Origin of the sequence: Clostridium amylolyticum (assembly GCF_900142075.1) — a bacterium.
Classification (GTDB): domain Bacteria; phylum Bacillota; class Clostridia; order Clostridiales; family Clostridiaceae; genus Clostridium_AA; species Clostridium_AA amylolyticum.
Genome location: NZ_FQZO01000003.1, coordinates 349,748 through 363,478, shown reverse-complemented (window position 1 = coordinate 363,478; position 13,731 = coordinate 349,748). Strand labels below are relative to the sequence as shown.

The following is a 13,731-nucleotide window of genomic DNA, read 5'->3' as shown; positions in this document are numbered from 1 at the left end:
AATAACTCATGTAGCTGCCGGTGATTTACTTTTGGAAAGCAGACTGCAAGAATTTCACAGGCTTTTTCACAGTAATTATTATCTTACGCTTTAAGGCCTGCCTTACTACTGCCTTTTTTATTTCTTTAAGTTCTACACCCTCTGCATCATATTTTCTCACCAACGAAATAGCATCGAATTTACATTTAGTGGTACACACTCCACAGCCTACGCATAGATATTCATCCACCACCGCAGCCCCACAGCCAAGGCATCGTTCTGTCTCCATCTTCAATTGTTCTTCTGTAAATATACCACGTAAATCCTTGAAAGATTCTCTAGATTTATTTCCGTCCACATGAGTTGATTTTTGTCTAGGAAGACTATCGTATCCTTCAAGATTAAGGTTTTCTTTATCAAGGGGACGATAATCTCTCTTAATACGCCCCATAGTTAAACTTTGTCCAGGGTGTACATACCGATGGATGGAAATGGCAGCTTGCTTGCCTACAGCAATAGCATCTATAGCAAACTTTGGTCCAGTTAATGCATCCCCTCCAGCAAATACATCTGGCTCAGCTGTCTGCAAAGTAAAGGCATCAGCTTTCACCGTGTTATTGGGGTTTAATTGAATTTTAGAACCTTCTAGCAATCCTCCCCAATCCATGGCCTGACCTACAGAAATTATTATGTGGTATGCAGGGAATATCTTTGATATATTTTCATTAAACTTAGGATTAAACCTTCCATTCTCATCAAATACAGAAGTACATTTTTTAAATTCTATGGAAGAAATATGTCCATTTTCACTAATGAAAGCTCTAGGTCCCCAAGAATTGTATATGCCAATGCCTTCTGATAAAGCTTCATAAATTTCTTCTTTTAAAGCTGGCATTTCCGCCCTGCTTTCTAAACAGAACATATCCACTTGGGATGCTCCCAATCGAGTTGCTGTTCTAGCTACATCAATGGCAACGTTACCTCCGCCTATTACTACTACCCTTCCTTCCATTTTCATGTCTTTATTGAGATTAACCTTACGTAAAAATTCTATACCGCTGATTACTTCTTGGGCCCCTTCCCCTTCAATTCCCAGCCTTCTTCCAGCTTGAGCCCCAGTGGCAATATAAAAGACTTCAAAGCCTTCTCTTCTTAGCTGCTCTAAGGCTACATCCTTCCCTACTTCCACGCCAGTTTTAAACTCAATTCCCAATTCCTTTAAAACATCTATTTCTGCATTCACCACATCTTTTTCCAGTCTGAAGGAAGGTATTCCTAGGGTCAACATTCCTCCTAACATCTTTTCCTTTTCAAACACCGTTACTTTATAGCCATCTATAGCCAAATAGTAAGCGCAAGAAAGACCTGAGGGGCCTGCCCCTACAACTGCAATTTTATTTCCATAATCGTGCTTTATTTTAGGAACATAACGATGCTCCTTATTTAAATCTTGTTCTGCAATAAATTTCTTTATATCATCAATAGCTATAGGATCATCAATATCTCCTCTGGTACAAGCAGATTCACATTTCCTTGGACATATACGTCCACACACTGCTGGGAATGGGTTTTCTCCTTTAATAAGCTCCAAAGCTTCAGTATATCTTCCTTGAGAAGCCAGCTTAATATATCCCTGAATTCCTATGTGAGCAGGACAATCTGCTTTACAGGGGCTTGTGCCTGTATCTACCACAACTTTTCTGTTAATGCGATAATCTGGGTTCCATTTGTCTGGCCCCCATTCTGTATCATAAGGAAGCTCTCTTTTCTTCTCCACTATAGGTGTTTTTGTGCAAATTTTTTGACCTAACATCAATGCGTTAACTTGGCAGTTTTCCACACACTCTCCGCAGGCCACACATTTATCCTTGTCTACTCTTGAAACATAGTTAGAGCGTACCATATCTGTATTTAAGAACATCTCCGCACTTCTTAAAGCTAAGCAGGAACATCCGCAGCAGTTACAAATGGCATGAGTCTTCCCAGAACCATCAGTATTAGGAATCTGATGCACCAAACTATTTTCTTCAGCTTTTTTTATAATTTCAAAGGCTTCTTCTCTGGTAATCTGTCTTCCTCTGCCTGTACGAATATAATATTCCGCAGCCCTACCCATCTGAATGCACATGTCTTCCTTTAAATGACCGCAGCCTTCTCCCATAACTTCCCTTGCTGTACGACAGGAACAATCTGAAACGCAGAAAATATTATTATCATTGAGATATTTAGAAACCTCTTCATAAGATGCTCTTCTGGTTTCTCCTTCAATGGCGTGTTCAATGGGGATAACGCGCATTAACCCTTTACCTATAGGGAAATTGCCTGCGGATATTCCCCCTCTTACTCTTCCATAGGCTTCGAAAGCCTCTGCAATTTCAGGATACTTTTTAACGTTTTCCTTGTTATTAACCATCATTTCCATAATTCCTGGAATCCAAGTTTCCAGCCAATATTTATCTACTCCATCTATTTCATTAACAAAACAAACACCATCCACTGCCAATTTCCATAGGACTTTTGATGTTTCCTCTACGGATTTACCACATAAAAGAGCAACCTCTTCAGCACTCTTAGGTTTACGTAACTCAAGACAAAGCCCCACCTCTGCCATTTCTTCAGAAACCACAGGTTCCAAGATCATATACTCTGGATCCCCCGGTTTAATTCCTAATTTTGAACCAGGCTTTGACCTGTTAATGTGATTAGCAAGCTCCAATACTCTTTCTTTTACCATCCCCAATGCCCCCCAAAAGTTTTACTATTGATTTTTCCTAATTGCAATTTTTAACTTCAGTAGGTATTTAATTTTATGAAATTATTACCATTATATTTTCATTATATTCTGAAAATTCAACATTGTCAAAAAAGTAACACAATGGTAGTCATATGAGTTATTAGTTATTTAAAAAGCACTAATAACTCATATGGCTGCCATTCATCAAATATGCTATTATAAAACTAACAATATTATGTTGAGGTGACGGCATGAAAATAGAACAAACTAAGGATATTAGGACAGCAAATCGTATGAAGATTATTGAAACTATCGTAAAGAATAAAGCTATTTCTCGTGCGAAAATATCAGAGTTAACGGGGCTTAACAAGGCTACAGTGTCTACCATTGTAAAGGAATGGATTGACCTTGATATATTGAGGGAAACAGATTTAGGGGATTCTACAGGCGGGAGAAAACCTATTATGCTCATGCAGATTGCCAATGCTGGATATTGTATTTCCATGGATATGGGAGTTACAAAAATAAGAGTAATCTTAACTGACTTGTGCAATAATATCATAGAAACACATAATATACCCTTAGTAGGCAATCATTTTGTGACCAACTATAAGCAGCTCTATACTCTTTTAGATAAATTAATAGATAAAATGCCCCCTTCCTCCTACGGTCTGGTAGGTATTGGAGTATCCGTAAGAGGTGTGGTAGATTTGGAGGGTGTAATTAGAAATATGCCCATCCTTAAGTGGAGAAATATAGATATAATGAATCTTTTAAAGGAAAGATATCACGTTCCAGTATTTGTTAATAACGACGGAAATCTTATGGCCATATCGGAACAAAAAAATAATCCAGAATATAATAATTTTTCTGTAATAAATATCACTGATGTTATATCCACAGGTTTAGTTATAAACGGGAAGCTTGTACAGGGTCACCATGGATTTGCTAATGCAGTAGGTCATCATACGGTAAATTTTAATGAAACTCATCAATGTTCTTGTGGTAAATATGGTTGTTGGGAACAATACTGCTCTAATGATGCAGTTATAAAAGAAATGAACCGGCATCTAGAAAAGCCTATAAGGGAAATTGAAGAATTTATCGCTTTAGTAAAAACGCAAAATCCTATAGCTATTGAAGTTCTAAATAAATTTGCAAGATACTTAGCTGTTGGTATCTCCAATATAATCTTTATCTTGGATTGTGAGGTTATCATCATAAATTCTATAATAGTATCAGCTTTTCCCTATATAATACCAGAGGTTTTAAAAAACATAGTTCTTCCCATTACCCAAACCCAGGATATTTTAATATCCAAATTAGGAGAAAATGCTGCACTATTAGGTGCCTCTGAACAGTGTATCTATAATTTTTTAAGTATACTAGCAAATCCTCAAAAAAATGAATAAGAGAATATAAACTAAAGCTAATAATGATTATAGTAAAACAGCAGCTAACTTTACAAAGTAAGGTCAACTGCTGTTTTTAAAACTTTTAGTAAATTAGCTTATGTCTTAAGTAGAAGAAATGATCGCTGTGGCGATGGATGGAAAGCATCTTTGTATGAGGATGGTCTTGAGAACCAAATTCCTTTCCAAACTTACCTATGGAAAGAGCTTGTCCACCTACGTAAAGGCATGAATAGTTGAAAAACAACTCATCCATTAAACCTTGAGAAACTAAATAGTGCATATATGTTGGTGTTTCTACAAGAACTTTGTTAAGTCCAAATTTCTTCATAATATATAGTGAAAGCTTAGAATCTGGTGCATTATCTCCAGTGGCGATAACTATCACTTTATCCTGGTTATCTTTCATCTTTTGGATCATTTCCTCTGTTACATCTTCCTTAGTATAAACAGGGCCAATAGCAACATAATCATTTTTTATGTTTTCTTCCACTACCTTCAAACCAGCTGCTGAAGTACTTATCATCACTGGAACTTCTGGGGTGTTAAATAAAACATGATCAAAAGGTATATCACTGCCATTTAAGGATGAGATGATATTCCATGGTACAGGAGGTAAACCGGCTTTAATTCTTGCCTCTTCCATCTCTTCATCAAAGATGTGACAAGTATAGTCGCTTTCTGCCTGCATAGTACCTGCTCCAATTATGTCACCATCAGAAACAGTACGAAGCATATTTAATATCCACCAGTCTGCTGTGGCACCATTTTCATCATAATTATTTAATTTAGCTATAAGTGGTCCTTGTGGAGCATCTGTAAATGCTATCTTTCCATCTATAGAAGTAACTAAAGAAGTATACATATAAGGTCTATCTTCATGAAGTTCTAAGAACTTTAACTCACCGTAAATCTCCTTAATATGATTACAAGTTAAATTATCCACTTTAGCATTTTTTAAATCTTCACTCTCATGTATTTTAGTTAGTTTTATTTTTTCAACATCAAAGGGCATTTTAAATAAAGAAGTTGCCATATCTTAACTCTCCTTTTTCTTATATTAAGCTTCCGCCGCAAACATGCATTATTTCTCCAGTGATAAAGCCGCTTTCATCACTGGAGAGGAAGGAAATAGCATTTGCCATATCCTCAATTTTACCCATCTTATGAAGTGGGTATATACTTGCATAAGCTTCTTCCAATGCTTTAGGATCCTCAGCTTCCATAAAACGTTGTTCAATCATTGGTGTACGAACTAATCCTGGTAATATACAGTTAACACGTATATGTGGTGCATGTTCCAAAGCCATACACTTTGTAAGCATAATAACCGCTGCCTTTGATGGGCAGTAGCCTATTCTTTCTGGAATTGGATGTACTCCAAGGTCAGAACCTACTGTAACGATAGTGGAATTTTCTTGCTTTTTAAGTTCAACCACTGAAGCTTTGCACATGTTAAACACTCCGCCTACGTTAATTTCAAGCTCACGGATAAAGGATTCATAAGAAGTAGTTTCTAAGGAACCGATAAATGTAACTCCTGCACAGCAAACAAGCTTGTTTACTTTTCCAAAGGCTTTTACTGCCTCTGCAACTACTTTCTCAGCCTGTTCAAATTTAGTTAAATCTGCTTGAACATATATTGCATTTTTGTCTTCAATTTTCATAGCTGGTTCAACACCACAACCTACAACCTTAGCACCTTCATTTAAAAAATGCTTTGCAACACCTTCTCCAATTCCTGAGGATGCACCAGTTATAATTACAACTTTGTTTTCAAATTTCATAATTTCCTTCTCCTTTGCTCTATATAAATTTAAAATATATGCTTATTATTTGTTTGCTTCATTCATTTTTTTTGCTAACTGAATAACTTTTTCAGCAATATCCTGTCTAGTTTCTAAGGAATCTACATCAGTGTTTGGCAAACATACCTCACCTAGTAATTCTGTGCTTAAATCATTAAGTAAATTTTTAAATACAAGCTCTCCTCCTAAAAATTGATTTTCAAAGCTAGGAGCACCACCCACCATTAGTATTGCGCCTTTTTTGATGAAGTGTTCAGGCATATCCTTTCTTACATGACCTGCCCAATATACTTGCAGACGATCGATTAATGATTTTAATTCTCCGCTTATGGAGTGAAAATACATAGGAGATGCAAGAACTATATTGTCTGCTTCTTCTATCTTTATATATATATCCTGCATGTAATCTTTTATGCTGCATCCCTTTTTGTGCCAGCAATAGCGACAATCCTTACAAGGTGCAACTTCTGTTCTGTAAGCATCGATAATTTCCTTGTCACCTTCTAGGTTTTCTAAGAATAAATCCACCATTGCCTTTGTATGTCCCTTTTCTCTTGCAGAACCAAAAAATACTAAAGTCTTCATATATAATCTCCTTTTTACTTAATAAAATATTTCTCAAATTTATTATCTTTCTTTAGCCATTAATTTTTCTTCTAAGGCTAATTCATCAGCATGTGCTTTTTGGTTAAATTTTAATATATGCATAACGAAGAATGCTGCTGCACTAACAGCATATACAATTACAAAATTTGTTTGGAATACATATCCATCAGTAAATAGAATTCCTGGAGAATGAATCATACCTATTAATGCTAACCCTAAGGCCACAATATTAGTAATGGCAGCATTCCTCCAATTATTATCTATAACATACACGAATATGCAGCCTACTATTAAGCCTATGAAAGCAGAACCTGGTTGGAATACTGTAAAGCCTGGTAATGCATCCTTTGCCATTTTAGAAACCACAAAATCCATAACCACAGGTAGAGATGCTAATATAACAGCAGGATAATATTTTTTTGTAACTACATCGAAAGCTTGTGAATAGCTTGATATACCAACAAATATAAGTATTGGAAGCACTGTAGCTTCTGGTATAAAGGCATTAATAATAGCAGTTAATCCTGTTAAACAAACTAATGAGTATAAAATCACAATACCCAAGTGATAGCCTGTACCAGATTTCATCTTCTTCCAGCCTGGATATCCCCAATAAAGACCTAAGGAAAGAGGGTTGCCCACAAATGCACTTATCAAGTTTGCAGTACCTGCAATAACTAATGGCTGTGTGGTAGTAAAGAAATCATCTCCGCATTCCCTTGCTTGTTCTACCCCTTGAATTCCAGTGATTACTTCACTGATAGAGAAAACAATAATAATAGGCAGATATGTGATAGTTGTAGATATAACATCAGAAGAAAAAGCATATAAAGTTAACTTTGGCAAATATACGCTTACATTGGATAGTGAATCCTTTACTGCCCCTATTCCCATAGCACCTGTAATCCAAGCAATGGCTGAACCTATCACTATGGCTATTAAAGCTGCAGGTAATTTTGTATTTATCTTTCCTAAATAAATTACAAATAATACAGTTAAAGAAAGCCATCCTACTACAGGCATTTTTAAAACCCCATCCATGGATTGTAAAATTAAAAATGCCATGGCTCCACCGGCTAAGGAACCAAATAGCGCTCCTGAAGGAACTATCTTTAATAATTTAGGTACCACAAAGGCTCCTATGATAAACACTACACTTCCAACAAAGTTTGCAAATACGCCAACCTTAAAGGCTAAAACCGCATCTCCTGTGGAAGCGAAAACAGGAAGCATAATACTAAATAACCATATAAACATACGTCCTGCTTGTAAGCCTGCAGGGATGGCTGTAAGATCTGGGTCTTTTCTTTGTTTTGCAATATTGCGATAGTACAACCAAAGTCCGCCATTTAGTAATACTACTCCTACCAATAGTCCAGGCATTATAGTACCAAATACGATACTTTTATCCAATCCAAAGGTTCCTACTAAAATTGCAATGGCAACAATAACTTTTGAGAATCCATCAAAAAATACACCTATAGATGCATCTAAATCAGCTTTTTTAAACAGTGGAATTTTTACATTATCCATTTTTATACCTCCAGAATCATCTGCAATATTTATAGATTTGAGATAGGTAAAATAGGTAAGAGTTATGGGTAAAACTCACAGAGTTTTTATGAATTTTATTTACATTTCTTACTTCTTATTTCTTTTACCTTTTACTTCTTACTTCTTACTTCTTACTTATTATTTTTATTTATCATAAATAGAATTGTTGAAGGATTTCTCTAATACCTCTAAATTAAATTCACCAGCCTTAAATATTCTGCCAGTCTTTTCGTTGATTATCACTACCTTAGCTGGAGAATACATTTCCATTGGCACTTGATAAAAATCGCAACCATGCTCTTCATATACCTTTTGGAACATAGTACCGTAAGCTGGACACTTATCTGTAGTAATTTTATTAATAACTCTTTCAATTTCACTGTCTTCGCAATGAACGGTGAAAGTAGATTGTCCTCCATACATTAATACATCATTTAATCTACCCATAGCTATTAAATCATCCTTCACTACTGGAGGAATAACGCAAAATCCATGAGCTTCCACTATATTATCTAAATTAAATTTTTCTTCCTTTAAACGATGTAAAGTTTGTTCTATTATCCTAGCAGCAACTTCTACACTGCATACTATACTTCCACTAGCAGCTACAATTATGTATAAGTCTTTTGGGTCAATACCTGTAGCATCAATTAAATCTTTCACTTCTTCTTCAGACATTAATGTGCCCTTTTCCACAGTTAATACCGCTTTATGATACTTATCTGAATAATCACTGTATTTTTCTAACCAATCTCCTGGTTTACGAGCAACGGTTCTACCAGGTCCAGCTAATACAGGAGCATATTTACCAGGACGAAGCTCCCATCCAGAAATGTTACATGCAGCTTGTTGAAGAACAACGTGGTCAGAATATACTTCTACCGAATTGTAATATACTCCCCCTATTCTTTCTGGAAAAGTTCCAAGGTTAACTTTATTTAAACCACCAAACAAAATTTCTGTTACTAGCTTTGCAGCTTCCCAGCTTCCATGAGCCTCTACCCCAGCATCAATAACATGAGCGCCACAAATGTTATGTACTTTAACCTTGTAAGCTTCAGGGTCTTGAATCATCTTTTCTACAAGCTTAATAGATTTTTCATTTACACTTATCATATCTATTCCTCCTATGGTTTTTACCTTCTGAAAGAAGCTAAATTTAATTATTGCCATACCTTTAAAATTTCTTATAGTGATACATCTCTTTAAACATAATTTAAGTCTTAAACTATGTTTTGTATATAAAACCTTTATGGAAATTCATAAAGGCATATAAATTAGTTTAAATTAGGGATAGAACTCATATCTTCTGATAAAACTTTTCCCCCTTGTTTTTCTAGTAAGTACTTTTTACTGAATAGAGTTAATGCCACAATCATATAAATAACTCCTAATATTACTCCGTCTTTAGGAAATAATGATATAGACTCACAATGAATTATTCCAACCAATGAGCAAACGGCTAATACTATGGCACATATTCCTGCATGAGAATATTTTTTATCTATAACATAAGCAAGTAAAGCTGCCATTAAAAGGCTTGATAAAAAGGCACCATAGCTTAGAATTTGTATTCCTTTAATAGGCACTGAATACTCTGCAAATTTTTCAGTAGCAATTTGCGCTGTGGTAGTTCCAGCAGCTTGTACAGCTGAATCTATAAGTACTTGAATATATTGAAATACAATTGGTATCAATGAAAGCAACACCACTGTAAAGTATTTTTTATCCATATTTTGAAGTGTGCTGGTTGCCACAGAAATACCTACGAATATAAGTAAAACCATAACTGCTTCATGTGGAATAATAGCCATAACTATTCCCGTCAAACCACTAAGCCCTATAATCAAATAAGCAAAGGCTACCACCACAGAATATCCTGCTCTTGCCCCTATCTCCTTCCAACTAGGATGTCCAAAGTAAACGGTGGTAGGAAAAGGGTTTCCTAAAAATGAACCGATCATAGTAGATACTCCATCCATGATCATAGATTGACGCTGAGGATAGTCATCTCCAGCTTCCTTTGCAGACTCAAGTCCTTGAAGGGTGGTGAGAAAATTATTGATTTGCAAAGGTATTATAATTGGTAAGTATGGAACTATGCTTTTTAAACCAGCAACAATTTCTCCAAAAAAGGTCTGTGGTAAATTGAAACCCACTTGACTAAAGGATGAAACTAAATTGTCTAGAGTTAAATAACCTGAGGTCCATGAAATTACAGCTCCAATTCCTATAGCAATTATCCCAGAAGGTATCTTAGTAAAGCGCTTGTCTGCTTTTCCCAGGTAGTCCACTATAATAATAAATAATGGCAATACTGCGTATATAGGCTTATCAAATACAAAAGCCATGCCTACAAAGGAAAGCCATACTATAGCTGCACTAGCCATATTTCCCATTAAAGCGCTATGGGGTATAACTCTTATAATCCATCGTCCACAAAAAGCTCCTGCTATTTCTACAAGGCTGCCTATGAAGGCTGCAGATAAAGCTATACGATAAGCGAGCATGGCATCTCCTGAATGCCAATAAATAGGTCCCATAATAAGATAAAGCCAGCCTGTTAATTGTGAAGCCCCTATTCCAAAAGGCTGAGATGTTACATCCTGTCGTCTTTCCTTTTCAGCTAAATTCTTTGCCTCATAAAAGTACCATAGGTTACCTAGGAAATTTACCACTCCAATTGCTGGAAGGATTTTGCCAATAACAATAGAAGCAGGCATACCAAAAGCATAAATCATAATACCGGTAGCAGTGAGGATTTTTGAGAAGCCATCAAAGAATAAGCCAAAGGCTGCATCCAAATCTCCTTTTCCCCACCATTTATACTTAAATTTCATATGTAAGTTGTATGATTGCACATAGTTTTATATACATATCATACTCTCCTTTCTTGGATTTTTTATAATAGGTTATTAAATATCATAGGGAATATAAATTTCATATTTACTAAAAATTATTCAATATAGTTAATCCAAAAATAGGTTGCAACCAAAATTTCTTTTGAAAACAGTTTGTTTAAGTCATAAACAATCTTTCTAACAATAAATTACTACAAAATCAAACCATTGTCAATAATTTATCAATCTTTAAAGGTAAATATTTTTTCTTATTCTAATTTATCAATAAAAAGTCATTAAAAAACAAATTTCTAGCCTATTCAAAGTATAATAATAAAGATTCATTAAATATAATAGAAAAAATCCATTTGAGAGTTAATCTAAATTCATAAATTAGTCACAAATTATATGCTAGAGAATTGTTAAAAATATATTTATTTTTAGTTTTTCCTAGTTGCTTTAACTATTTACGTACAAGTAATAAGGGTGATACACTAAAAATGACAGAATAGTGTCATTGAAAATAATCTAATTGCAAATATTTTAGACAGCAGCTAGTAGGGGGATTATTAATGATAGACTTTTATAAGATAATTATTGTAGACGATGAATTTTTTATAAGAGATGGTTTAGCTTCCTATGATTTTGAAAAGCTAGGTTTTAAAATTGTAGGCACCGCTAGCAATAGAAAAGAAGCAGCTCTATTAGATTCCATACTTGATGGTGATATAGATGATAGCAAAACTTCGCTTAATAGGATCTTTCAATATTCCTATATCACTATAAACTTCCATACTTATAGAATTTCTAATAATGGAAATCTAACTAAGGAACTCTTTAAATCTTTCAGTGTTAATCTATACGAGCTTCTGTATAAGCCCTTGTTAGAATGGCATCAACAGTTTCTTGTGGTGTTAGTTCCGATGAATCTAGCCATAACCCAATTCTAGGTGTTTCATTACGAAAAAGATTATCAAATTCAGCAACTGTCCATCCACCATATCCTTTTTTATTCCTTGAAGCCTCTCTTTCAGCTACTACTTCAGGATGCGGACAAAGAGCTACCACATATAAAGGCCTATTTCGAACCATTCCTACAAAATTTTCAAGCATTTTTCCAATAATATTATCTTGCACCACAACATTAAATCCTGCCTCAAAATATGCATCTGCTGTAGAAGCTGCCAGCTTATAGCGGAGGTTAAGCTGCCTTAATGCTTCATCGGAAGGATTAGGTGACATTTCTTCCCGTCCAGCAACAATCATCTTTCTATATATATCTCCATGCACATGGACTGCCTTTTGAAGACGTTCTGCCAGTAGCTGAGCCACTGTTGATTTTCCCGATGCCATTATCCCAGTTATAATAAATATTCTATTACTTTCTAGAATGTGTTTCGGCATATTATATTTTTCTGTATTCATTGTGTCACCTCCACTGGTAATTATTTAAATAATGTGAACAATCTACTTTAAGACACTATCTCCAACCTAATATCCTCACTTATCGTTAATCTGTTTGTAATAGCCTATATCAATCAGTATAGCACTTAATCCCACCCCTTTCCAATCCAAATTCGTCATTTGTAATTAAATAAAAAAAGCACGTAAACTGTGGTTCACATGCTTTAATATTATAAGATAAGAATTGCTGTACCATTGTGTTACTATTTTATTCTTTTACAAGAGTATATGTGTTATACTCACCTTCTGGTGCAGAATTAAAGTAATTTGTTCCATTTAGTTCATACCTCACAGCATACGTAATTCCGCCGCCACCGTCTTTAATACCTTTAATTTGAATGTCTCCAGTAGCCGGAACAATAATTTCCTTTGGTTTATGTTTAATCATAAAGGCCTCAGAAACAGGGGTACCATTAACAAGTACTTGAACATAATCACCATCTTCTGCTGCATAATCCCATACCCAAATTTTACTTTCTTTATTTTCAGATTTATGGTTAATAGTATAGTCCTGCTGTCCTACATTTTCATCCTTATTTAAAAGGATAGTTCCCGCAGACAATGAAGTTGACACCTTATTTTTTAAAGCTTCTTTTGCCTCACTGCTTTTATTAACAGCTGGCTTGTAACTAAATATCATCGCGGCTATAAATACTGCAATACAAAATCCACCGAACACTTTAAGGGGTTTCTCAATCTTTTTTACGCTCCCCTTATCTACCATATCTTCTCTACCTATTTCTTCATTAACAGAATTAGTAGTATCCTGATGTGTATAACCCGTGAAATCAACATTTTGTGATTCCTTTTGAGAATCAAATGTAGGAGTAGTTTTATTCTTATTCATTTCTTTTTGAGTGCTATTTTTCAAATTACTCATTTTCTACCCCTCCTCCTATATATTTCACTGTCTTTTTATTAAAATAGATGCACATTGCAATCCGGCAAATAACAATCTGCGCTATCATCACCATAAAAAAGCTCATATGCCTTGTACTACTTTGCACTTCATAACCATAATTTAAAATTAAAGTAGCTACACCCATAATCACAAGGTTAACATACAATATCTTTACATAGGGAAACAACCAGGGTAGTTTATAGTACATCTTTCTAAATGCTGGAATTAACAAAGAAATCCCTATAAATAGTCCAAAGAGGCCCATAAACATTATTCCTACATTAGGCGCTGAAAACCCTGAGCTTCTTATAGTTTTTATATCTCCAAATAAGGTAAGAGGAACAATAGCAAGTAGTAATAACACCCACCACATTACAACTACAAAATATATAATTGACGCGATGTTTCCTAAATTAGATTTTAATTTACTCAT

At 34.9% G+C, this 13,731-nt stretch carries 12 protein-coding genes; 2 read left to right on the top strand and 10 right to left on the bottom strand.

All coding sequences use genetic code 11. The annotated features are described in order from the left end of the window. Positions 1-25: 25 nt before the first annotated feature. Positions 26-2,713, bottom strand: coding sequence for an FAD-dependent oxidoreductase (locus tag BUA82_RS08910; protein ID WP_073006780.1), 2,688 nt, complete (start codon positions 2,711-2,713; stop codon positions 26-28). 251 nt (positions 2,714-2,964) lie between these two features. Between BUA82_RS08910 and BUA82_RS08905 the strand changes: the two genes are divergently transcribed. Next, positions 2,965-4,125 (top strand): ROK family protein, encoded by a 1,161-nt coding sequence (locus BUA82_RS08905; RefSeq protein ID WP_073006777.1) that lies wholly within the window; start codon positions 2,965-2,967, stop codon positions 4,123-4,125. A gap of 85 nt (positions 4,126-4,210) precedes the next feature. Here BUA82_RS08905 and BUA82_RS08900 read toward each other — a convergent pair whose 3' ends face one another. From BUA82_RS08900 to BUA82_RS08875, 6 genes are all read right to left on the bottom strand, one after another. Further along, entirely contained in the window at positions 4,211-5,161 is a 951-nt protein-coding gene (locus BUA82_RS08900) for a dihydrofolate reductase family protein (RefSeq protein ID WP_073006775.1), read from the bottom strand. Between the two features lie 19 nt (positions 5,162-5,180). Beyond that, positions 5,181-5,912: an SDR family NAD(P)-dependent oxidoreductase gene (locus tag BUA82_RS08895; RefSeq protein ID WP_073006773.1), complete on the bottom strand. Its 732-nt coding sequence runs from the start codon at positions 5,910-5,912 to the stop codon at positions 5,181-5,183. Positions 5,913-5,957: 45 nt separating this feature from the next. After that, positions 5,958-6,518, bottom strand: a complete 561-nt coding sequence (locus BUA82_RS08890; protein ID WP_073006771.1) for a flavodoxin family protein — start codon at positions 6,516-6,518, stop codon at positions 5,958-5,960. Positions 6,519-6,560: 42 nt separating this feature from the next. After that, positions 6,561-8,072, bottom strand: coding sequence for a SulP family inorganic anion transporter (locus BUA82_RS08885; protein ID WP_073006768.1), 1,512 nt, complete (start codon positions 8,070-8,072; stop codon positions 6,561-6,563). Positions 8,073-8,237: 165 nt separating this feature from the next. Next, the gene (mch, locus tag BUA82_RS08880) at positions 8,238-9,209 is read right to left on the bottom strand and encodes a methenyltetrahydromethanopterin cyclohydrolase (protein ID WP_073006765.1); all 972 of its coding nucleotides are present in this window, start codon (positions 9,207-9,209) and stop codon (positions 8,238-8,240) included. Between the two features lie 161 nt (positions 9,210-9,370). After that, the gene (locus BUA82_RS08875; protein ID WP_242948947.1) at positions 9,371-10,897 is read right to left on the bottom strand and encodes a uracil permease; all 1,527 of its coding nucleotides are present in this window, start codon (positions 10,895-10,897) and stop codon (positions 9,371-9,373) included. A 608-nt stretch (positions 10,898-11,505) separates the two neighbouring features. Between BUA82_RS08875 and BUA82_RS20470 the strand changes: the two genes are divergently transcribed. Next, a complete protein-coding gene (locus BUA82_RS20470) occupies positions 11,506-11,883 on the top strand; it encodes a response regulator (RefSeq protein ID WP_143148601.1) in 378 nt (125 codons plus the stop codon). Here the strand turns inward: BUA82_RS20470 and BUA82_RS08870 are convergent. The 3 genes from BUA82_RS08870 to BUA82_RS08860 form a co-directional block, all read right to left on the bottom strand. After that, positions 11,786-12,337, bottom strand: a complete 552-nt coding sequence (locus BUA82_RS08870) for an AAA family ATPase (RefSeq protein WP_073007176.1) — start codon at positions 12,335-12,337, stop codon at positions 11,786-11,788. The genes BUA82_RS20470 and BUA82_RS08870 overlap by 98 nt on opposite strands. A 268-nt stretch (positions 12,338-12,605) precedes the next feature. Next, the gene (locus tag BUA82_RS08865) at positions 12,606-13,277 is read right to left on the bottom strand and encodes a hypothetical protein (RefSeq protein WP_073006763.1); all 672 of its coding nucleotides are present in this window, start codon (positions 13,275-13,277) and stop codon (positions 12,606-12,608) included. Further along, positions 13,270-13,731 carry a hypothetical protein gene (locus BUA82_RS08860; protein ID WP_073006760.1) on the bottom strand — a complete coding sequence of 154 codons (462 nt, stop codon included), beginning with the start codon at positions 13,729-13,731 and terminating at the stop codon, positions 13,270-13,272. The genes BUA82_RS08865 and BUA82_RS08860 overlap by 8 nt, the downstream gene beginning before the upstream one ends.